We start from the raw sequence: 18,272 nt of genomic DNA on the forward strand, positions 1-18,272 counted from the left end.
CGGTCGTGGCCTCCTTCAGCGGCCGTCGTAGCCGGCGGTCGGCAGGGAGAGCCTGCGGTGCACCCGGGCCTTCATCGCCGTGTCGTACGACGGCTCCGCGCGGCCCACCGTCTCCACCCGCACCCCGCGCCGCGCGCACTCCGCGGTGAACCCGGCCACGGAGGACAGCGCCCGCTCCAGCACCCGCAGGCTGGGCGCCACGAACAGGTCGGCGCCGGGCCGCACCCCGTCCCAGAGCAGCGCGTGGTCGGGGCGCAGGCCGCGCACCAGCAGTTCGCGGGCCACCGCGTACCCGTGCTCGGCGGCCCAGCGCGCGCACATCGCGTGCTGGCCGCGGGAGTCCACCAGGAACGGCTCGGCGTCCAGCTCCTCCAGCGGCGTCAGGCTCGCGATGGCCGTCACCCGCACCGGCGCCATGGCGTCCCCCTCACCTCGGGCCCACCTCGGGTTTTCGCCGACGACCCTACTCCTGCGCGTAGGCTTCGGGGAGTCGCGCGAAGGAGGCGAAGAGGTGCCGGTGGAGGTCACGTGGTGGGGGCACGCCACCTGCACGCTGGAGGACTCGCACACGCGCGTCCTCACCGACCCCCTGTTCGCACGCCGGCTGGCGCATCTGCGGCGCAGGCGCGGCGCGGTGCCGCCGCCGGAGGCGCGGCGCGCGGACGTGGTGCTGGTGTCCCATCTGCACCACGACCACCTGCACCTGCCGTCGCTGGCCCGGCTCGCCCCGGGCGCCCGGCTGCTGGTGCCCTTGGGGGCGCTCCGGGCGGTTCCGGGGCTGCGCAGGCTCACCGCGCTCGACATCACCGAGATGGCGCCCGGCGACGTGACGTCCGTCGGGCCGCTGGCGGTGCGGGCCGTGCCCGCGCTGCACGACGGGCGGCGGCTGCCCGTGGGGAGGCGCCGCGCGCCCGCCCTCGGTTACGTGGTCGAGGGTGAGGCGCGCACCTACTTCGCCGGGGACACCGGCCTGTTCGAGGACATGGCCAAGGAGACCGGCCCGGTGGACACGGCGCTGCTGCCGGTGGGCGGCTGGGGGCCGTACCTGGGCGAGGGGCACCTGGACGCGGGGCGCGCGGCCGAGGCGCTGGCGCTGCTGGGCGCGGCGCACGCGGTGCCGGTGCACTACGGCACGTACTGGCCGATCGGGATGGACGCCGTGCGCCCCCACGAGTTCCACGCGCCGGGGCACGAGTTCGAGCGGCTGGCGGGGCGGCACGCGCCGGAGGCGGTGGTGCACCGGCTCGGGCACGGCGAGAGCGTGCGCCTGGGGGCGGCGCGGTGACCTCCCCCGCCGCCCTCGTACAGACGGCCGGCGGCCTGGTGCCGCCGGCGGCCGTGGCTCCCGAGTCCACCCAGCAGGCGATCGGGTACCCGTCGCTGTTCCTGCTGGTGCTCATCGGGGCGCTGGTGCCGGTGGTGCCGACGGGCGCGCTGGTCAGTTCGGCGGCCGTGGTCGCCTTCCACCGGACCGCGCCGTTCCCGATGGCGCTGGTGTTCGTGACGGCGTCGCTGGCCGCCTTCCTCGGCGACGTGGCGCTGTACTGGCTGGGGCGGCGCGGGATGACGTCGAGGAACGGGTCGCGCTGGCTGGAGGCGATCCGGGACCGGGCCCCCGAGGAGCGGCTGGCGCAGGCCCAGGAGAAGCTCGCCGACCACGGCGTGGCGGTGCTGGTGCTGTCCCGGCTGGTGCCGGCCGGGCGGCTGCCGGTGATGCTGGCCTGCCTGGTCGCGAAGTGGCCGCTGCGGCGTTTCGTACGCGGCAACCTGCCGGCCTGCCTGGCCTGGGCGGCGACCTACCAGCTCATCGGCGTCCTCGGCGGCTCGCTGTTCGCCGAGCCCTGGGAGGGCGTGCTCGCGGCGATCGTGCTGACCGTGCTGATCAGCGTGGCCCCGGCCCTGTGGCGGTGGGTGCGCCGCACGCCCGCCGGCTGACGCCACCGGTCACCCGAGCACCCGCGACCCGCCGACCGGCAGGTCCCACAGCCGGTCCCGGGGCAGCCCGGCCGCCTCCCAGGCGGCGCGGACCCGGGTGAGCGGTTCCAGGACCGGTTCCGCGGAGAGCACGAAGGTGCCCCAGTGCATGGGCGCCATGTGCCGCGCCCCCAGGTCCTGGGCCGCGCGCACCGCCTCCTCCGGGTCGCAGTGCACGTCGGCCAGCCACCAGCGCGGGTCGTACGCGCCGATCGGCATCAGGGTGAGGTCGATGCCCGGGTAGCGGCGGCCGATGCGGGAGAACCAGTGGCCGTAGCCGGTGTCGCCGGCGAAGTGCACGCGCCGCCCGTCGGGGGCGGTGAGCACCCAGCCGCCCCACAGCGAGCGGCAGGTGTCGGTCAGGGTGCGCTTGGACCAGTGGTGGGACGGTACGAAGTCGAAGCGGACGCCGTCCAGTTGCGCCGCCTCCCACCAGTCCAGCTCGGTGACGCGGGTGAACCGGCGGCGGTGGAACCAGCGGCCCAGGCCCGCCGGCACGAACATCGGGGTGTCGCGCGGCAGCCGCCGCAGGGTGGGGGCGTCCAGGTGGTCGTAGTGGTTGTGGCTGATGACGACCGCGTCCACGCGGGGCAGCGTCTCCCAGGCCACCCCGACGGGTGTGACACGGGCGGGCGTGCCGAGGATGCGGCGGGACCACACCGGGTCGGTGAGCACGGTGAGCCCGCCGATCCGCACCACCCAGCTGGCGTGGCCCGCCCAGGTCACGGCGAGCGTGCGGGCGTCCACGTCGGGCACCGGGCCGGGGGCGTACGGCAGGCGGGGGATGTCGGCGAGGCCCTCGGGGCCGGGCCGCACCGCGCCCTCGCGGGCGAAGCGGGCGAACGCCTTGAGGCCGGGCAGCGGGGCGGTCAGCCGGTCGTGGAAGGTGCGGGGCCACACCCGGCGCTCGGCGAGCGGGCGCGGTGCGGCGAGCGGCGGGTGGGGGCGGTCCTCACGGACCGGGGCCGGGGGGCCGGCGTCCGGTGCCGTGGTCGTCGTGCCGGTCGGCTCGTACCGCTGCGTCATCGAGAGGACTCCCATCGCCGAGCGTCGTCACGGAGGTCGTCGAAGACCGACGTCACCCGGTGCAACGCGCGTCGCACCCATGGCAGTTCCGCCGGTTCGTCCGCGTCCAGGCACTCCGCGCGCTCCTCGGGCGTGGCCCCCAGCAGGGGCGCGGTGCACAGCCGCACGCGCGGTGTCTCGAGGTCGTCGCCGAACCGGTGGCCGCCCGCCGCGGGCATGCCCGACCGGCCGGTGAGGAAGTCCTCCAGTTCCTGGGTGTCGCCGACGCCGCGCGCGGCGAGCGCCGGCGCCAGGGGGGTGAGGTCCACGTAGAGGTGCCGGCCGCACTGCGGGGGCCGGGCCACCGCGCCCGCGGCGACGACGGCGCGGTGCGCGGCGGCGGCCACGCGCGCGTGCGCCCGTACGGACGCGGCGACGCGGGCGGTGACCGGCTCGGGCTCGGACAGCGCGTACCCGGCGGCCGCCGCGACGGGCGTCGCCACGCACGCGTCGAGGGCGGTGAGCACGTCGAGGACGCGCGCGTGCAGCGCGCCGCCCTCCGGGCCCGCCGGGAAGCGGGCGACCGCGGCGGGCCAGCCGGGCGGGAGCAGGGAGCCGGCCAGGTCGGTGACGACGGTGACGTGGTCGGGCAGCATCTCGGCGGGGCTGAGCAGCACCGTGCCGTGCGGGTCGTGCAGCGTGTCGCGCCAGGTCTCGTCGCTGATCAGGTGCAGCCCCTCCCCGGCCGCGGCCTGCAGCGTCTCGTGCAGCAGGTCGGGCGGGGCGACGGTCGCGGTGGGGTCGTCGGCCACGGACAACACCAGCAGGCGCGGGTCACGGCCCTCGGCGCGCATCCGGCGCACGGTCTCCAGCAGCGCGTACGGGTCGGGGACCCCGCCGCTCTCGGCGGGGGTCGGCACATGGAACACGGGTCGGCCGAGCAGCCGCGCGTACGGCGCCCACCAGGCGGTGCACGGCCGCGGCACCAGGACGTCGCCGTCGAGGGCGGCGGTCAGGGCGGTCAGCAGGGCGGGCGCGCCCGGGGCGAGGGCCGTGCGGTCCGGGCGGGCGGGCAGTCCGCGCCGCTCTCCGTGGCCGCAGGCCGCGTCGATGAGCGCGGGGCCGCCGCCGACCGGTTCGGGGCCGCCCCGGGAGGCGGCCGCCGCCAGCGCCCCGGCCAGTTCGGGCAGCACCGGCAGCCCGTCCTCGGGGAGCGGCGGCCCGAAGCGGACCGGGCCGTGTCCTTCCGGATCCGTCCGCCGCATCGCCACCTCCGCGCAGTTACCGGTGCCCCGGCGCCGTCCCCCGGCGTCCGTCCGTGCCGCCCTCGGCGAAGTCAGTACCCCGTGATCGGCCCGTCATGAGCGCGGCACCGCATCGGGTGCGTCACCGCACAGCCGTACGCCGTCCGGCGGGCACGTCAGCCGCGCGCCCGGCCGGTGCGCCTGCGATGCAGGCGGTGCGCGGCGGCGCCGAACGCGCCCGCGATCAGCAGACCGCCCGCGACCTGGGCGGGCACGGAGTCGGTGAACGCGCCGCCCCCGCCCGCCTGGACGCCCTGGTGCGCGGTCGGCGACGGGCAGGGCGTCGTCGTCGGCCCGTGGGTGGGGGGCGGGTTGTGGGTGGGGTGGCCGGGGGTCGGCTTGTGGGAGGCGGTGGGCGAGGTCGTGGGCCCGGGCGGAGCGGTCCGGAGCGGGTCCGCCTCGGGGCCGGTGGCCTCCGGCTCCACGGCCGTGCGGGGCGGGGCCTTGTGGTCCGTGGTCCCGGTGCCCGCGGCGTACGGATCGGCGCCGTAGGGGTCCGTGGTGTGCGAGTCCGTGGCGCCGGGATGCGCGGCTCCGGGGTCCGCCGCCGTGGCCACCGCTCCGGGTACGCCTTCCGCGCCCTCGGTCCCGGCGCGCTCCTCGGCCTCGGCCTCGGCCTCGGCGTCGGCGTCGGCGTCGGGGATCAGTTCCTCCCAGGCGGTGTCGCCGGACCCGGCCGGGTCGAGGGCTGCGGGCGACTCCTCGGCCGGCTCGGGCACGAGCGGGTCCGCTTCCCCGGCCTCCCCGGGCGTGAGGTCCTCGGAGGCGTCCAGGGACTCCGCGCCGTAGAGGTCCGCCTCGGTGAACTCCTCCACCAGCGTCCCCGCCCCGGACTCCCCGGCCTCGTGCGTGCCCGCTCCCGCGGGGCTCGGCGCCGCGCTCCTGGACGCGTGCCCCTGCCATCCGTGCCCTCCGGTCGGGGACGCGCACGGGGAGGGGGACGCCCAGGCGCCCGCGCTGCCGGGGACCGTCACGGCGGACGCGGCCGGTGCGAGCGCGCCGAGGACGGTGCCGGCGACGGCGGCGACGGACAGGGCACGGGCGGTGCGGCGCATGGTGCGGGCTCCTTCGGCGACGGCTGGGGGCGCGGCGGTCGCCCCGGTGCCATCACAGCCCGCCCGCCCCGGCCGCGCGCGCGGCCGGGCACCATTCGCGGGACCGGACGCCCCCGTGCGGGTGAAGGACGGTCAGTCCTCGCGGCGCCGGTCCCCGCGGCACCGGTCCCCCGCGGTGCTCACTCCTCGTCGGCGTCGCCCATGACCTGCTCCCGCACCCGGCCGCAGCTCCGGCTGATCAGCCGGGAGACGTGCATCTGGGACAGGCCCAGCTCCTGCGCGATGCTGTTCTGCGTCATGTCGTCGAAGAAGCGCATGTAGAGGATCGCCCGCTCGCGCTCCGGCAGCTCGGCCAGCCGGTCCTTGACCGCCTGCCGGTCGACCACGGTGTCCAGCGCCGGGTCGGGGCCGCCCAGGGCGTCCCCCAGCGAACAGCCGCCGTCGCCGCCGGGCATCTCGGCGTCCAGGGACAGGGCGCTGAAGCTCTCCGCCGCCGCCTGCCCGGTGCGCACCTCGTCCTCGCTCAGCCCCGCGCACGCGGCGATCTCGGCCACGGTGGGGCTGCGTCCCTGGACGGTCTGGGAGAGGTCCTGGACGGCGTGCCGGACGCGGTTGCGCAGTTCCTGCACGCGGCGCGGGACGTGCAGGGTCCACATGTGGTCGCGGAAGTGCCGCTTGATCTCGCCGGTGACGGTCGGCACGGCGTAGCTCTCGAAGGCGTTGCCGAGCTCCGGGTCGTACCGGTCGACGGCCTTGACCAGGCCGAGGGCCGCCACCTGGCGCAGGTCGTCGTAGCTCTCGCCGCGGCTGCGGAACCGTCCGGCGAGGCGGTCGGCCATGGGGAGCCAGGCCTCCACGATCTCGTCCCGCAGCGCGTCGCGCTCGGGTCCGTCGGGCAGGGCGGCGAGTCTGCGGAAGGCCGCCGCGGTGTCGGGGGCGTCGTGGTGGGGGTGCGTCTTGGCGCCGGTTCGGCTGGGCATGGTGCGTCGCCAACTCCCTCGGAGGTGCTCGGGGACGGACGGTCACCGTGGCGGACGCACCCACCGGGACAGGCGCGTCCGGGCGGTTGTCGCCGCCACCACGGACGTGCCTCCTGTCCGAAGCACTTCGTGTGCGCGTGCCCCCGTATCAGCCGCGCAAACCTCCCACGGGCGTGTCACGTGGTTCCGGGTCCGCGTCCCGGGGTGGCAGGACGTAGTCCTCGTAGCGGCCCAGCGTCAGGAGCACGCCGAGCATGAGGGACGGGACGAGCAGGGCGAGCACCGCCATGGCCGGTCCTTCCGGGAGCCGCGTGGGGGGCGTGCCGTCCGGGTCACCCCCGCCGCCGGCGCCAAACCCCGGCGGGCCGGGCCCGCCCTCCGGATCGCCGCCCGGATCGCCGCCCGGATCGCGGTGTCGGCCCGCGCTCCTCGGGTACGCGGTGCGCACCCCCGAAGGATCTGGAGGGAGACATGCAGCGAGGCAATGACCGGCTCAGCGTCCACCGCGACGACGAGATGAAGCACGAACTGCAGGGCCTGCTGCGGTCCGGACACCCCACCCGCACCGAGGAGTGGCACGACCCGGAGCCGTACGCCGACGACGACCCCGCGGTCACGCGCGGACCCGTGACGCCGGGCCGCGACCCGTCGTCGCTGGAGTCGGTGCGACTGGAACTGGCCCGGATCCTGACCCGCGGTGACTTCCCCGCGGGTCCCCGCGAACTCATGCGTGCCCTGGACCGGCGGCACGCGCCCGACGCGCTCGTCGAGGCGCTGGAGCGGCTGTCCCGGAAGGACCGCTACGACAACGTCCAGGAGCTGGCCGAGGCGCTGACCCGGGTCCGGGAGACGGAGACGGCGTGACCGGAAGGGAGGCCGGCCGGCCATGGCCGAGTTCGTGAAGGACGTGATGACCCCCGGCGTGGTCGCGGTCCGCCCGGACGCCTCGGTCGTCGAGGCCGCGCGGCTGATGCGCGGCCAGGACATCGGCGACGTGGTGGTGGCGGACGGACAGCGCGTCGTGGGGGTGCTCACCGACCGGGACATCACCGTGCGGGCGGTGGCCGAGGGCCGGGACCCGTACGGGGTGAGCGTGGGGTCGGTGTGCACGCCGGACCCGCTGACGCTCGCCCCGGACGACACGGTGGCGTCGGCCGTCGCCCTGATGCGGGAGCACGCGGTGCGCCGCATCCCCGTGGTGGAGGGCGGACTGCCCGTCGGGATGGTGACCCTCGGCGACCTCGCCGAGGCCCGGGAGCCGGGGTCGGCGCTGGCCGACATCAGCCGCGCGGAACCCGACGGCACCCGCTGACCGGCCGGCGCGACGGAGACCGTACGACCGACAGACCGACAGACCGAAGAACGAAGAACGAGGAACGGACGAAGGGACGTGGCGCCACCATGCGCATCGCATTTCTGACCGCACCCGAGGGCGTCGAGCAGGTGGAGCTGACCGAACCCTGGAAGGCGGCCGAGCAGGCGGGCCACGAGCCCGTCCTGGTGTCGACCGAATCCGGGGAGATCCAGGCGTTCAACCACCTCGACAAGGCGGACACCTTCCCCGTGCAGGAGGTCGTCGGGGACGCCTCGGCGGACTCCTTCGACGGGCTGGTGCTGCCCGGCGGGGTCGCCAACCCGGACTTCCTGCGGATGGACGACAAGGCCGTCGCGTTCGTCCGGGACTTCTTCGAGCAGGGCCGGCCGGTGGCCGCGATCTGCCACGCGCCGTGGACCCTGATCGAGGCGGACGTCGTCCGCGGCCGGGTGCTCACGAGCTGGCCGAGCCTGCGGACGGACCTCGGCAACGCGGGCGCCACCTGGGTCGACGAGCAGGTCAAGGTCTGCGACCACGGGCCGAACAAGCTGGTCACCAGCCGCAAGCCGGACGACCTCAAGGCGTTCTGCGAGACCTTCCTGGAGGTGTTCGCGGCGGAGCGCGCCTCCTAGAAGGCGCCGCACGAGCACTGGACGGGAGCCCCGCGTGAGCGGGGCTCCCGTCCTCGTTCAGCTGGCCGAGGCGGTCGGCTTCTCGTTCAGCTGCCCGAGGCGGTCGGCGTGGCGGAGTCCCCGGCGGTCCGCTCACGGGCGCCCTCGCGGGTGCGGCCCGGCGCGACGGGGCGGCGCGGGTTGCGCCGCAGGTACTCGCCCTCCAACTGCGCCATGCGCTCGTTGTGGGCCCGCAGCGCGTCGTCGGAACCGTACAGCAGCGTGTCGTGGCGCGTGCGGTGGATGGTCTCCAGCTCCTTCATGAGCTGCTGGTCGTCCAGGCGGTTCGGGTCGACTCCGGTCATCGTGGTGTCCCGCTCCTCGTGTGCGTTCATGCGCCCCGGGTACCCGCCCGGCGGCACAGGCACCACCCCCGAACGGCAACCGGGAGGGAACCATGGATCTCGCATTCCTCGCTCCGCTCTACGAACGTCCCGGCCCCTGGGCCTCCGTCTACGTCGACACCTCCCGGCGCACGGAGAGCACCCCGCACGAACGACAGCTGACCGCGGAGGCGATGGCGCGCGAGCTGGCCGGCCAGGGCGCCGACGAGGCGACCTGCACCGCGGTGCGGCACGCGCTGGAGGAGCTGCGGCACTCCGGCGAACCGCACGGCCGCGCCCTGTTCGCCCGGGACGGCGAGGTGGTGCTGGATCCGCCGCTGGCCCGGCCGCCGCGGCGGGACGGCGCCGAGTGGGCGCCGCTGCCCCGGGTCGCGCCGCTGCTGGAGCTGGCGGGCGAGGACCCGGTGTGCGTGGTCGCGTACGTCGACCGCGCGGGCGCCGAGTTCGAGCTGCGCAGCGCGCTGGGCCGGGAGGACGCCGGCTCGGTGACCGGGCAGCAGCATCCGCTGCACCGGACCAGCACCGGCGACTGGTCGGTGCGCCACTTCCAGCTGCGGGTGGAGAACACCTGGGAGCACAACGCGGCGGAGGTGGCGGACGCGCTGGCCGTCTGCCAGGAGGAGACCGGCGCCGACCTGGTGATCCTGGTCGGCGACGACCGCGAGCGGCGGGCGGTGCGCGAACGGCTGCCGCAGCGGCTGCACGGCCTGGTGGTGGAGGCGTCGCACGGCGCCGGGAGCCGGCTGCTGGACGAGGACGTGGAGCGGCTCCGCGCCGAGCACGTGCGGGACCGTGCCGCGGCCGAGCTGGAGCGGTTCCTCGCCGCGCGCGGCCGCGACGGCGAGGGCCGGGCGGGCGCCGCGGAGGGCGTGCCGGCCCTGGTCGAGGCGGCCCGGGAGCACCGGATCGAGGAGCTGCTGATCCGGCCGGACGGCGCCGACGCGCACCGGGAGGTGTGGATCGGCGAGGACCCGGACCAGCTGGCGGTGCGGCGCACCGATCTGAAGATCCTCGGCGAGCAGAACTCCTGGGCGGCCCGCGCGGACGACGCGCTGATCCGGTCGGCGGTGGCGACGAACGCCTCCGCGCTGTCGGTGACCGCCGCCCCGGACGCCGGGGACGACGCGCCGGTGGGCGGGCTGGGCGCGCTGCTGCGCTGGTAGCGAGCCGCCCGCCGGCGGTCAGCGCGCGCGTTCCACCCGCCGCTCGTCCCAGACCGGTTCCGGGGTCTCGCGGACCCTGCCGTCGCTGCCGAAGACCAGGAAGCGGTCGAAGGAGCGGGCGAACCAGCGGTCGTGCGTGACAGCGAGGACGGTCCCCTCGAAGCCCTCCAGGCCCTCCTGGAGGGCTTCCGCCGATTCCAGGTCCAGGTTGTCGGTGGGCTCGTCCAGCAACAGGGCCGTGACGCCCTGGAGCTCCAGCAGCAGGATCTGGAAGCGGGCCTGCTGCCCGCCGGAGAGCCGGTCGAAGGTCCGCTCCGCCTGCTGGGTCAGCTCGTAGCGGCGCAGCCGGGACATGGCGGCGCCCCGGTCCTGGGCGTGCTCGGTCCACAGGATGTCCAGCAGGGTGCGGCCGACCAGCTCGGGGTGGGCGTGGGTCTGCGCGAAGTGGCCGGGCACCACGCGCGCCCCGGTCCGCCAGGCACCGGTGTGCGCGACGTCCTCGCCCGCGAGCAGGCGCAGGAAGTGCGACTTGCCGGAGCCGTTGGAGCCGAGCACCGCGATCCGTTCGCCGTAGAAGACCTCCAGGTCGAACGGCTTCATCAGGCCGGTCAGCTCGAGCTGTTCGCAGGTGAAGGCGCGGACGCCGGTGCGGCCGCCCTTCAGGCGCATCCGGATGTCCTGCTCGCGCGGCGGCTCCGGCGGGGGTCCCGCCTCCTCGAACTTGCGCAGCCGGGTCTGGGCGGCGCGGTAGCGGGAGGCCATGTCGTCGCTGACGCCGGCCGCCTGACGGAGCGTCAGCACCAGCTTCTTCAACCGGGCGTGCTTCTCGTCCCAGCGCCGGCGCAGCTCCTCGAAGCGTGCGAAGCGCTCGCGCCGGGCCTCGTGGAAGGTGGCGAAGCCGCCGCCGTGCACCCAGGCGTCGGCGCCGGCGGGCCCCGGTTCGAGGGAGACGACCTTCTCGGCGGCGCGGGCGAGGAGTTCCCGGTCGTGGGAGACGAAGAGGACCGTCTTGCGGGTCTCCGCGAGGCGCTCCTCCAGCCAGCGCTTGCCGGGCACGTCCAGGTAGTTGTCGGGCTCGTCGAGCAGCAGCACCTCGTCGGGGCCGCGCAGCAGCGCTTCCAGCACCAGCCGTTTCTGCTCGCCCCCGGACAGCGTGCTCACCTGCCGCCACTGGGCCTTCTCGTAGGGGACGCCCATCGCGGCCGTGGTGCAGATGTCCCACAGCGTCTCGGCCTCGTAGCCCTGGGCCTCGGCCCAGTCCGCGAGCGCCTGGGCGTAGCGCATCTGGGCGGCCTCGTCGTCGACCGTCATGATCGCGTGTTCGGCGGCGTCGACGGCGCGGGCGGCCTCGCGGATGCGGGGCGGCGCCACGGACACCAGCAGGTCGCGCACGGTCGTCTCGTCCCGGACCGAGCCGACGAACTGCCGCATCACCCCGAGGCCGCCGCTCACGGTGACGGTTCCGCCGTGCGGTTTCAGCTCCCCGGACAGCAGGCGCAGCAAGGTGGTCTTGCCCGCTCCGTTGGGACCCACGAGGGCCACGACCGCGCCCTCCCCCACCCGGAAGGAGACGTCGCCGAGCAGCGCCCTCCCATCGGGGAGGTGGTACTCCAGGTGTGCGGCTTCGAGGTGTCCCATGGGCGCGATTCTGCGGGGCGCCGGGAGCGGTCGGCAACGGGTTTTCCCCGGCCCTCCCCACTCGCCATTCCTGCTATGTGAGACTGAGGTCTCATCATGTGACCGTCGCGCGTAGGGTGGGCGTCCTCACGACGGACGAGGGAAAGGGGTGGGCCCGCCATGCCGCACGCACGGGAGACCGCCGTCTACACGCACGGGCACCACGAGTCGGTGCTGCGGTCGCACACCTGGCGCACCGCGGAGAACTCGGCCGCGTACCTCCTCGGGGCGCTGCGGCCCTCCATGCGGATCCTGGACATCGGGTGCGGGCCCGGCACCATCACGGCCGACCTGGCCGCGCGGGTGCCCGACGGACACGTCACGGGCCTCGACCGGGAGCCCGGCGTCCTGGAACGGGCGCGCGCGGTGGCGGACGGGCGAGGACTGACGAACGTCGGCTTCGTGACGGGCGACGTGCACGCGCTGGACTTCCCCGACGACAGCTTCTGCGTGGTGCACGCGCACCAGGTGCTCCAGCACGTGGGCGACCCGGTGGCCGCGCTGCGCGAGATGCGGCGGGTGACGAGGCCGGGCGGGTACGTCGCCGTCCGGGACGCGGACTACGCGGCGATGACCTGGTACCCCGCGGTCCCCGGCCTGGACGACTGGCTGGACCTGTACCGACGGGTGGCGCGGGCCAACGGGGGCGAGCCGGACGCGGGCCGGCGGCTGAAGGCATGGGCCCTGGCCGCGGGGTTCACCGACGTCACCGCGTCCTCGGGCACCTGGACGTTCTCGACGCAGGAGGAACGCGCCTGGTGGAGCGGGCTGTGGGCGGACCGCACGGTGGCGTCCGCGTACGCGGAACGGGCCGTGGACGGCGGGCACGCCACCCGCGAGCGGCTGGAGGCGGTGGCCGCCGCGTGGCGGGAGTGGGGCGCCCGGGAGGACGGCTGGTTCGCCGTGCCGCACGGCGAGATCCTCTGCCGCGAGGACGCCTGAGCCGGCGCGCGGGGCTGCCCCGGGACTCAGTCCCGGGGCAGCAGCGGACCGAGCGGCCCGAGGTCGAGGTTGAGGTCCTCGGGGCGCAGTCCGTAGCGGTTGCGCAGCTCGGCCATCCGGTCCTCGAGCAGCATGAGGGTCAGTCCGACGCGCTCCTCCTGCTCCTCGGTCAGGTCCCCCTCGTCGAAGCGGCGCACCGCCTGGCGCTCCATGAGCTGGCGCAGCAGTTCCACGACGGTCAGCACCAGCTTCACCAGGTCGCGCTCGACCGTGTCCGGCTCCAGGTCGAGGCGCCGGCGGGGCCGGCCGGCGTGCGGTCCGGCGGGACGGGCTGCCGCCGGCTCCGGGCGCGCGTCGAAGGAGGCCGCGGGGTCCAGGGGCGACCGCCCCTCGAAGAGGTCGGCGTCGGTCACCGTGACGGGGTCCGGCGCCTCGGGCGCGCGCTCACGCGGGTCGTCGGTCACAGCGGCTCCTCGAAGGGCGAGGGGACCTGCTGGTTCACCGAGCTGATCAGCGCGTTGAGGTCGATGCGGACCAGGTCGACGTCCGCGATCCGCAGCGTGATGTCGCCCGTGATCACCACGCCGCCGGCCAGCAGCCGGTCGAGCAGGTCGACCAGGGCGATCTCACGCCGTTCGACGACGGTCACGTGGTCTCCTCCCCGGCGGCCCCCTCACCTGTGGTCTCCTCACCGGCGAAGGAGTAGGCCGCCCACGGACCGGTGAGCTCCACCCGCAGCCCCGGGGCGTCGTCCTTCGTCCGGTCCACCTGCTCCACGAACGCCTCCGAGTCACCGCGCGGCACCAGGTAGGCGGCGTTCAGGACGTTGCGGCCGCGGGCGCCGGACAGGGCGGGGTTCTGCGGCGCGTGCAGCCGGGAGTCCTCGGCGACGGCGGCCAGGGTCTCGTGCAGCCGGGTCGCGAAGGTCTCCGCCCGCTGCCACACCTCCTCCCGCGACCGCGTCTGCTGCCGGCGCAGGCGCAGGTAGTCCCGGCCGGACATGGCCGCGGGCTTCGACGCGGGCTGCGCGGGGGCCGGCTCCGGCTCCCGCTCGGACTCCAGGAACACCTTGACGCCCCACTCGACACGGCCCTCCAGCCGGTCCAGCCGGCGCAGGAAGTGCTCCTCACGCGCCTCGATCATCGACCGGAGGCCGCTGTCGTCGCGGAACACGGTGCCGAGCCGCAGCGGCAGCGGGGTGGTGACGGTGGTGAGCGCGTCGATCACCCCCTGGTGGGCCCGCGCGACCGCGGTCAGCCAGTCGAGGTCCTCCAGGTGCGCGCGCAGCGGCTCCTCGGCGAAGTCCTCCTCGGGCACATGGCTGACCACGGCCACCAGGTCGCGGTGCGGCACCAGCCGGGGCGGGTCGCCGGCCACCCCGGTCAGCTGGGCCTGGAGCGGTGTGCCGAAGGGGCGGCAGACCGCGTAGACGTAGCGCAGTCCGGTCACGGGGCCTCCTCCTCCGCGCGGCGCGGCTCCAGCTCCTCCAGCCGAGCCAGGCGCTCGCGCAACTCGGCGTTCTCACGCGCCAGTTCGTCGCGCCGGGCGCGTGAGGACAGCGCCGGGTCGGACTCCCACCAGTCGATCCCCATCTCCTTGGCCTTGTCCACGGAGGCGACGACGAGACGCAGCTTGATGGTGAGCAGCTCGATGTCCAGCAGGTTGATGCGGATGTCGCCCGCGATCACCACGCCCTTGTCCAGCACCCTTTCCAGGATGTCGGCGAGATTGGCGCTGCTGCCCTGGCCGTACGTGTCGGGGAGTCGGCTGGGAGTGGTCATCGACGGCTCCGGCCCTCGGGCTCCTCGTCACCGGTCTCGTCGGCCGGCTCGTCGTCCTCGTACTCCTCGTCGTCGTACTCCTCGTCGGCCTCGTCCTCGTACTCCTCCTCCGGGGGCACTCCCTCCTCGTCCTCGTCCTCGTCGGCGGCGGCTTCCTCGTCCTCGTCCTCGTACGGGTCGTCGGGCTCGGGGCCGCCGGCCTCGTCCTCGTCCTCGTCCTCGTACGCGTCCTCGGGCTCGGCGTCTTCGTCGGCCTCGTACTCGTCGTCCTCGTCGTACGCGTCCTCGGGGCCGGCGTCGTCCCCGCGGTCCTCGTCGTACGCGTCCTCGGGGTCGCCGTCGCCCTCGCCGTCCCCGCGGTCCTCGTCGTGCTCGTCCTCGGGTGCGGTGTCGTCCTGGCCCTCGGCCCCGGAGTCCTCCTGCCCGCCCTGTTCCTCCTCCTCGGCCAGGGCGTCCTCGTGGCTGCGGACCACCTCGCCGTCGCGGATCTCGCCGCGCCAGCCGTCCTCGGCCTCGCCCTTGAGCGTGATGAAGCGGGCGAAGTTCTTCAGGTCGAGCCGGGCGCGGCGGCCCTGGGCGCGCCAGATGTTGCCGGTCTTCTCGAAGAGGCCCGAGGGGTAGTACTCGAGGACCAGCAGGACCCGGGTCAGGTTGTCGGCGATCCGGTGGAAGGAGACGACGCCCTTCATCGTGCCCTTGGCGCCCTCCGTGGACCACGCGATGCGGTCGTCGGGGACCTGCTCGTTGGTCGTCGCCTTCCAGCTGCGGCTGGACCACCAGATCTTCGCCTGCCAGTCCGACGTGGTGTCGTCGGACTTGCCGGCGCTCTTGACGCCCTTGGCGAAGGTGCTGAAGTCCTGGTACTGCGTCCACTGGTCGTACGCCGTCCGCAGCGGCACCCCGACGTCGATGTACTCGATGATGACGGTCGGCTTGTTGCCGGACGACTTCTTGCGCTTGCCCTTGCCGCCGAGGTTCTTCAGGGCGCCCTTGACGTTGTCCTTGGCGCGCGTGGCGCCGAGTTCGACGGCGGTGCGCAGCGGGCCCTTGCCCTCGGCGAGCTTGCGGCCGCCGTCGGCGGCGAGCTTGGCGAAGCCCGGGCTGTTGCCCTCGGCGATGTCGTTGAGCTTGTTGGTGGTCTCGCCCAGCTTCTGGCCGACGCCGGTCAGCAGCCGGGTGGCCTGGGCCGCGAGGTAGTCCTGCAGCTCGCTCTTGAGCCGGTCCGCGGCCTCGCTGTGGGCCAGGTCGGACAGGGGGTTCTTCGTGGCGCCGTCCGCGCCGTCGCGTGCGGCGGACGTGGCCCGTCCCAGGGTCTCGGTCATCACTCACCGCCTCCCTTCGAACCGCGGGAACGGGTGCCGCCGCGGGAGGCGGACGCGCTCTTCTTCGCGGCCGTCTTCTTCGCGGCCGTCTTCTTCGCGGCGGTCTTCTTCGCCGGCGCCGCCTTCTTCGCCGGGGCGGCCTTGCGGGCCGGAGCCTTGCCGGTCGCCTTGCGCGCCCTCCGTCCGGTGTCCGGCTCGTCGTCCCCGCCGTCGGTGTCCTCGGCGCCGTCCGTGTCCTCGGCGTCCTCGGCGTCGCGGTCCCGCGAGCCGCCGGTGTCCTCGTCCTCCTCGTCCCGGTCCCCGGAGCCGTTCCCGGCCAGTCGGCCGCGCACGTCGGCGGTGCGGCCGTGCAGCCGGTCGGCGAGCGAGCTGATCTGCCGTTCGACCAGCGCGCCGGAGGCCGCCTTGCCGACGCCGCGCAGGTCACCGCGGAGCTGGTCGCCCAGCTCCTTGAACTGCGGGTTGTCGCGGAGCTGCTGCGACACCAGGTCGGCGACCGCGCGCGGGCTGAGGTTGAGCTTCTTGCCCGCCACCAGACCGCCGACGGCCAGCGCCATTTTCAGCTTCTTGGTCCGCCCGAGCAGATATCCGGCCCCGATGGCGAGGCCCATTCCCGTTCGATTCATTGGTGTGCCGTCCCGTCCCCAGTACCCGCGCCCGTGCGCGTCGCGATCTCCAGCCGGTCGAGGAGTGCGTCCTCCTGCTCGTCGAACTCCTCCTCGGTGATCTCCCCGGCCTCCAGCAGCTCCTCCAGCCGGGCCAGCTCGGCACGGATGGTCGCGGGGTCGTAGTAGATGCGTTCCGCTTCCTGCAGGACCTGCCGGATGGCCCAGGCGCCGCCACGCGCCGGGGCGAGCGGCAGCAGCAGCACCTCCGAGATCAGGCCCATGTCGTCACCCCGCTCCGGTGTCCGCCGCGCCGGCCGTCGTGCCCGCCGGCTCGGCGGGGCCGGGCTCGACGAAGCTGTACGGCGGCAGCGGGCCGTTCAGACGTATCTCCAGGTGGGGCATGTCCTCGCGGGCCTGCTCCACCGCGGCCAGGAACTCCTCCGCCGTCTCGCGCTTCACCAGGTACGAGACGTTGGCGAGCCAGCCCGTGGACTCGGGGCCCACGCTCTCCGCGTCGGCGATGCCCCGCAGCGCGTTCTGCAGCGCGGCGCCGTCCTCGGACTCCCGGGCCTTGACCGCTTCGGCGACCATCTCGCCGAGGCGGATCTTGTCGTCGTAACTGCCGCCCCCGGACTGCCGGTTGGCCTCCGCGAGAGCACGGATCTCCGGGTTCGACGCCATGACGTGGTGCAGGACGGCCTCTTCCACGTGGTTGGCCTTGACGTTGTACTCGACGCGGCCGTCGAGGGCGCGCAGCCGCTCCAGGTAGTGGTCGGCCCGCTCGGCGAGGACGCCGGTGACGGACTCGTCGTCCGGGGCGACGCTGCCGAACCGCATCGGCAGGACGCAGCCGCCCGCGCCGATCTCGCTGAGCACGTTCTGGTGGGCGAGCAGTTCCCTGCGCTTGGGGCGCAGCCCCTCGGGCGCGTCGCTGACGACGGCCGCGAGGTCGCCCTGGGTCAGCACCCGCACCGGGTGCGCCGGGTCGCCGACGCCGCCCATGCCCTCCGGCAGGGCCGGGTGCGAGGCCGCGGTGATGCCGTAGACGTAGGTGCTCACTCCTGCTCCTCCTTCCGGCGGGACGTGCTCTTGCGGGCCCTCGGCCGCGATTCGGTCTCGCCCTCACGGGACTGCTTGAAGGCGTCGGAGATGGTTTCGGCGGCCCCGGAGAGAGCGCCCTTGGACTTGCCGCGGGCACCGCCCTCGGTGACCTCGCCGACGATCTCGGGCAGGCCCGGGCTCTTGCGGGGGCCGGCCTCGAGGTCGAGGCGGTTGCACGCCTCCGCGAAACGGAGGTAGGTGTCGACGCTCGCCACGACGACACGGACGTCGATCTTGAGGATCTCGATGCCGACCAGGGACACGCGCACGAATGCGTCGATGACGAGCCCCCTGTCCAGAACAAGCTCAAGCACGTCGTAAAGGCCGCTGCTGCCGCCTCCACCGCCGGACTGCTGTGCCGGTACGACTGTCATGCCGGCCATTCCTCCCTGTTGTCGGTGGGTGTGTTGTCGGTGGGTGTGTTGTCTGTGCGTGGGTTGTCCGCGCCCGTGCTCACGCGGGGGCGGCCTAGCGGCCGCCGCGCGCGTCGGAGCGTCCCCGCTCGTAGCGGCGGACCCTCCGGTACCCGGTGAGCTGCCCGTCGGGGTCCAGCTCCACCTGGTAGCTCGCCATCAGGCTCATCGTGTCGGGCACCCGCTCCAGCTCCAGGACCTCGACCTCCAGCGACCAGCCCTCCGAGGTCTGCTCGAAGGACGACACGGACTCGGCCTCCATGCCGGTGAGCTCCGCGAGCTGCCCGCGCGCCTGGCGCAGCACCTCCATGGGGCTCGGCCGTTTCCGCTCCGTGGTGCTCTCGGTCGTCCCGCTCCCGGTTCGCTTGCGGGGTGCGGTCTGCTTACGGGGCTTGCGTGAGCTTCGGACCTCCTGCGAGTCCTGGCTCTCCTGTGTGTCTTGGGGTTCCTGCGAGTCTTGGGGTTCCTGTGAACTCCGTGAATCTTCGGTGTTCTTCGTGTTCGACATGACCACCTCCCCCTCCGTGTGGCCGCAAGTGTGTGCGCCAAACCTCCGCGGACTCACCCGTTCGCCACGCCCGGCTCGCCCCCGGCCGGCGCGGGGGCGGGACCCGGGC

25 protein-coding genes are annotated in these 18,272 nt (G+C 74.7%); 7 read left to right on the forward strand and 18 right to left on the reverse strand.

Annotated features, from left to right (window positions below):
- Positions 1 to 15 precede the first annotated feature (15 nt).
- Positions 16 to 417, reverse strand: a complete 402-nt coding sequence (locus tag C1708_RS05110; RefSeq protein WP_106411520.1) for a hypothetical protein — start codon at positions 415 to 417, stop codon at positions 16 to 18.
- A 94-nt stretch (positions 418 to 511) separates the two neighbouring features.
- Here C1708_RS05110 and C1708_RS05115 point away from each other — a divergent pair, with 94 nt between their 5' ends.
- Both C1708_RS05115 and C1708_RS05120 read left to right on the forward strand, forming a co-directional pair.
- A complete protein-coding gene (locus tag C1708_RS05115) occupies positions 512 to 1,285 on the forward strand; it encodes an MBL fold metallo-hydrolase (protein ID WP_106411521.1) in 774 nt (257 codons plus the stop codon).
- Positions 1,282 to 1,935 carry a DedA family protein gene (locus tag C1708_RS05120; protein ID WP_502696052.1) on the forward strand — a complete coding sequence of 218 codons (654 nt, stop codon included), beginning with the start codon at positions 1,282 to 1,284 and terminating at the stop codon, positions 1,933 to 1,935. Before C1708_RS05115 ends, C1708_RS05120 begins: the two co-directional genes overlap by 4 nt.
- A gap of 9 nt (positions 1,936 to 1,944) precedes the next feature.
- Here C1708_RS05120 and C1708_RS05125 read toward each other — a convergent pair whose 3' ends face one another.
- The 5 genes from C1708_RS05125 to C1708_RS34325 all read right to left on the reverse strand — a co-directional run bounded on the left by C1708_RS05125 (position 1,945) and on the right by C1708_RS34325 (position 6,607).
- Positions 1,945 to 3,000, reverse strand: a complete 1,056-nt coding sequence (locus C1708_RS05125; protein WP_106411522.1) for an MBL fold metallo-hydrolase — start codon at positions 2,998 to 3,000, stop codon at positions 1,945 to 1,947.
- Positions 2,997 to 4,244, reverse strand: coding sequence for an aminotransferase class I/II-fold pyridoxal phosphate-dependent enzyme (locus C1708_RS05130; RefSeq protein WP_106411523.1), 1,248 nt, complete (start codon positions 4,242 to 4,244; stop codon positions 2,997 to 2,999). Before C1708_RS05130 ends, C1708_RS05125 begins: the two co-directional genes overlap by 4 nt.
- Positions 4,245 to 4,399: 155 nt before the next feature.
- Complete coding sequence (locus tag C1708_RS05135; RefSeq protein WP_106411524.1) at positions 4,400 to 5,338, reverse strand: hypothetical protein; 939 nt, start codon at positions 5,336 to 5,338, stop codon at positions 4,400 to 4,402.
- A gap of 179 nt (positions 5,339 to 5,517) precedes the next feature.
- The gene (locus C1708_RS05140) at positions 5,518 to 6,318 is read right to left on the reverse strand and encodes an RNA polymerase sigma factor SigF (RefSeq protein ID WP_106411525.1); all 801 of its coding nucleotides are present in this window, start codon (positions 6,316 to 6,318) and stop codon (positions 5,518 to 5,520) included.
- A gap of 148 nt (positions 6,319 to 6,466) precedes the next feature.
- Complete coding sequence (locus C1708_RS34325) at positions 6,467 to 6,607, reverse strand: hypothetical protein (protein WP_198602401.1); 141 nt, start codon at positions 6,605 to 6,607, stop codon at positions 6,467 to 6,469.
- Positions 6,608 to 6,789: 182 nt separating this feature from the next.
- Between C1708_RS34325 and C1708_RS05145 the strand changes: the two genes are divergently transcribed.
- The 3 genes from C1708_RS05145 (at position 6,790) to C1708_RS05155 (ending at position 8,265) form a co-directional block, all read left to right on the forward strand.
- Positions 6,790 to 7,182 (forward strand): DUF2795 domain-containing protein, encoded by a 393-nt coding sequence (locus C1708_RS05145; RefSeq protein WP_106411526.1) that lies wholly within the window; start codon positions 6,790 to 6,792, stop codon positions 7,180 to 7,182.
- A gap of 22 nt (positions 7,183 to 7,204) precedes the next feature.
- Positions 7,205 to 7,630: a CBS domain-containing protein gene (locus C1708_RS05150; protein ID WP_106411527.1), complete on the forward strand. Its 426-nt coding sequence runs from the start codon at positions 7,205 to 7,207 to the stop codon at positions 7,628 to 7,630.
- Positions 7,631 to 7,719: 89 nt separating this feature from the next.
- Positions 7,720 to 8,265: a type 1 glutamine amidotransferase domain-containing protein gene (locus C1708_RS05155; protein ID WP_106411528.1), complete on the forward strand. Its 546-nt coding sequence runs from the start codon at positions 7,720 to 7,722 to the stop codon at positions 8,263 to 8,265.
- Positions 8,266 to 8,351: 86 nt separating this feature from the next.
- Here C1708_RS05155 and C1708_RS05160 read toward each other — a convergent pair whose 3' ends face one another.
- Positions 8,352 to 8,639 carry a DUF6158 family protein gene (locus C1708_RS05160; RefSeq protein WP_106411529.1) on the reverse strand — a complete coding sequence of 96 codons (288 nt, stop codon included), beginning with the start codon at positions 8,637 to 8,639 and terminating at the stop codon, positions 8,352 to 8,354.
- 62 nt (positions 8,640 to 8,701) lie between these two features.
- On the opposite strand from C1708_RS05160, the gene C1708_RS05165 reads away from it, so the two are divergent.
- Positions 8,702 to 9,811 carry a baeRF2 domain-containing protein gene (locus C1708_RS05165; protein ID WP_106411530.1) on the forward strand — a complete coding sequence of 370 codons (1,110 nt, stop codon included), beginning with the start codon at positions 8,702 to 8,704 and terminating at the stop codon, positions 9,809 to 9,811.
- An 18-nt stretch (positions 9,812 to 9,829) separates the two neighbouring features.
- Here the strand turns inward: C1708_RS05165 and C1708_RS05170 are convergent, their stop codons facing one another.
- Positions 9,830 to 11,449, reverse strand: coding sequence for an ABC-F family ATP-binding cassette domain-containing protein (locus C1708_RS05170; RefSeq protein WP_106411531.1), 1,620 nt, complete (start codon positions 11,447 to 11,449; stop codon positions 9,830 to 9,832).
- A gap of 159 nt (positions 11,450 to 11,608) precedes the next feature.
- Here C1708_RS05170 and C1708_RS05175 point away from each other — a divergent pair, with 159 nt between their 5' ends.
- Positions 11,609 to 12,430: a methyltransferase domain-containing protein gene (locus C1708_RS05175; protein ID WP_106411532.1), complete on the forward strand. Its 822-nt coding sequence runs from the start codon at positions 11,609 to 11,611 to the stop codon at positions 12,428 to 12,430.
- A gap of 26 nt (positions 12,431 to 12,456) precedes the next feature.
- Here the strand turns inward: C1708_RS05175 and C1708_RS34850 are convergent, their stop codons facing one another.
- From C1708_RS34850 to C1708_RS05225, 10 genes are all read right to left on the reverse strand, one after another.
- Positions 12,457 to 12,894, reverse strand: coding sequence for a gas vesicle protein K (locus C1708_RS34850; protein ID WP_106411533.1), 438 nt, complete (start codon positions 12,892 to 12,894; stop codon positions 12,457 to 12,459).
- Positions 12,891 to 13,079 carry a gas vesicle protein gene (locus tag C1708_RS05185; protein ID WP_106411534.1) on the reverse strand — a complete coding sequence of 63 codons (189 nt, stop codon included), beginning with the start codon at positions 13,077 to 13,079 and terminating at the stop codon, positions 12,891 to 12,893. Before C1708_RS05185 ends, C1708_RS34850 begins: the two co-directional genes overlap by 4 nt.
- Positions 13,076 to 13,879, reverse strand: a complete 804-nt coding sequence (locus tag C1708_RS05190; RefSeq protein ID WP_106411535.1) for a GvpL/GvpF family gas vesicle protein — start codon at positions 13,877 to 13,879, stop codon at positions 13,076 to 13,078. The genes C1708_RS05185 and C1708_RS05190 overlap by 4 nt, the downstream gene beginning before the upstream one ends.
- The gene (locus tag C1708_RS05195; RefSeq protein ID WP_106411536.1) at positions 13,876 to 14,211 is read right to left on the reverse strand and encodes a gas vesicle protein; all 336 of its coding nucleotides are present in this window, start codon (positions 14,209 to 14,211) and stop codon (positions 13,876 to 13,878) included. Before C1708_RS05195 ends, C1708_RS05190 begins: the two co-directional genes overlap by 4 nt.
- Positions 14,208 to 15,533 carry an SRPBCC family protein gene (locus C1708_RS05200; protein WP_106411537.1) on the reverse strand — a complete coding sequence of 442 codons (1,326 nt, stop codon included), beginning with the start codon at positions 15,531 to 15,533 and terminating at the stop codon, positions 14,208 to 14,210. Before C1708_RS05200 ends, C1708_RS05195 begins: the two co-directional genes overlap by 4 nt.
- Positions 15,533 to 16,159: a DNA primase gene (locus C1708_RS05205; protein WP_106411538.1), complete on the reverse strand. Its 627-nt coding sequence runs from the start codon at positions 16,157 to 16,159 to the stop codon at positions 15,533 to 15,535. The genes C1708_RS05200 and C1708_RS05205 overlap by 1 nt, the downstream gene beginning before the upstream one ends.
- Positions 16,156 to 16,422: a gas vesicle protein GvpG gene (locus C1708_RS05210; RefSeq protein ID WP_106411539.1), complete on the reverse strand. Its 267-nt coding sequence runs from the start codon at positions 16,420 to 16,422 to the stop codon at positions 16,156 to 16,158. Before C1708_RS05210 ends, C1708_RS05205 begins: the two co-directional genes overlap by 4 nt.
- A gap of 4 nt (positions 16,423 to 16,426) precedes the next feature.
- Complete coding sequence (locus tag C1708_RS05215; protein ID WP_106411540.1) at positions 16,427 to 17,200, reverse strand: GvpL/GvpF family gas vesicle protein; 774 nt, start codon at positions 17,198 to 17,200, stop codon at positions 16,427 to 16,429.
- Positions 17,197 to 17,616, reverse strand: coding sequence for a gas vesicle structural protein GvpA (locus tag C1708_RS05220; RefSeq protein WP_106411541.1), 420 nt, complete (start codon positions 17,614 to 17,616; stop codon positions 17,197 to 17,199). The genes C1708_RS05215 and C1708_RS05220 overlap by 4 nt, the downstream gene beginning before the upstream one ends.
- A gap of 94 nt (positions 17,617 to 17,710) precedes the next feature.
- Positions 17,711 to 18,163, reverse strand: a complete 453-nt coding sequence (locus C1708_RS05225) for a gas vesicle protein GvpO (protein WP_106416159.1) — start codon at positions 18,161 to 18,163, stop codon at positions 17,711 to 17,713.
- Positions 18,164 to 18,272 lie beyond the last annotated feature (109 nt).

Source organism: Streptomyces sp. DH-12, from assembly GCF_002899455.1.
GTDB lineage: Bacteria > Actinomycetota > Actinomycetes > Streptomycetales > Streptomycetaceae > Streptomyces.

Excerpts from the sequence above, each read along its gene's own strand:
- C1708_RS05125 (WP_106411522.1), bottom strand. The coding sequence starts at position 3,000 with ATGACGCAGCGGTACGAGCCGACCGGCACGACGACCACGGCACCGGAC.
- C1708_RS05165 (WP_106411530.1), top strand. The coding sequence starts at position 8,702 with ATGGATCTCGCATTCCTCGCTCCGCTCTACGAACGTCCCGGCCCCTGG.
- C1708_RS05135 (WP_106411524.1), bottom strand. The coding sequence starts at position 5,338 with ATGCGCCGCACCGCCCGTGCCCTGTCCGTCGCCGCCGTCGCCGGCACC.
- C1708_RS05110 (WP_106411520.1), bottom strand. The coding sequence starts at position 417 with ATGGCGCCGGTGCGGGTGACGGCCATCGCGAGCCTGACGCCGCTGGAG.
- C1708_RS05155 (WP_106411528.1), top strand. The coding sequence starts at position 7,720 with ATGCGCATCGCATTTCTGACCGCACCCGAGGGCGTCGAGCAGGTGGAG.
- C1708_RS05210 (WP_106411539.1), bottom strand. The coding sequence starts at position 16,422 with ATGGGCCTGATCTCGGAGGTGCTGCTGCTGCCGCTCGCCCCGGCGCGT.
- C1708_RS05220 (WP_106411541.1), bottom strand. The coding sequence starts at position 17,616 with ATGACAGTCGTACCGGCACAGCAGTCCGGCGGTGGAGGCGGCAGCAGC.
- C1708_RS34325 (WP_198602401.1), bottom strand. The coding sequence starts at position 6,607 with ATGGCGGTGCTCGCCCTGCTCGTCCCGTCCCTCATGCTCGGCGTGCTC.
- C1708_RS05175 (WP_106411532.1), top strand. The coding sequence starts at position 11,609 with ATGCCGCACGCACGGGAGACCGCCGTCTACACGCACGGGCACCACGAG.
- C1708_RS05140 (WP_106411525.1), bottom strand. The coding sequence starts at position 6,318 with ATGCCCAGCCGAACCGGCGCCAAGACGCACCCCCACCACGACGCCCCC.
- C1708_RS05195 (WP_106411536.1), bottom strand. The coding sequence starts at position 14,211 with ATGACCACTCCCAGCCGACTCCCCGACACGTACGGCCAGGGCAGCAGC.
- C1708_RS05160 (WP_106411529.1), bottom strand. The coding sequence starts at position 8,639 with ATGAACGCACACGAGGAGCGGGACACCACGATGACCGGAGTCGACCCG.
- C1708_RS05150 (WP_106411527.1), top strand. The coding sequence starts at position 7,205 with ATGGCCGAGTTCGTGAAGGACGTGATGACCCCCGGCGTGGTCGCGGTC.
- C1708_RS05200 (WP_106411537.1), bottom strand. The coding sequence starts at position 15,533 with ATGACCGAGACCCTGGGACGGGCCACGTCCGCCGCACGCGACGGCGCG.
- C1708_RS05170 (WP_106411531.1), bottom strand. The coding sequence starts at position 11,449 with ATGGGACACCTCGAAGCCGCACACCTGGAGTACCACCTCCCCGATGGG.
- C1708_RS05130 (WP_106411523.1), bottom strand. The coding sequence starts at position 4,244 with ATGCGGCGGACGGATCCGGAAGGACACGGCCCGGTCCGCTTCGGGCCG.
- C1708_RS05225 (WP_106416159.1), bottom strand. The coding sequence starts at position 18,163 with ATGTCGAACACGAAGAACACCGAAGATTCACGGAGTTCACAGGAACCC.
- C1708_RS05205 (WP_106411538.1), bottom strand. The coding sequence starts at position 16,159 with ATGAATCGAACGGGAATGGGCCTCGCCATCGGGGCCGGATATCTGCTC.
- C1708_RS05145 (WP_106411526.1), top strand. The coding sequence starts at position 6,790 with ATGCAGCGAGGCAATGACCGGCTCAGCGTCCACCGCGACGACGAGATG.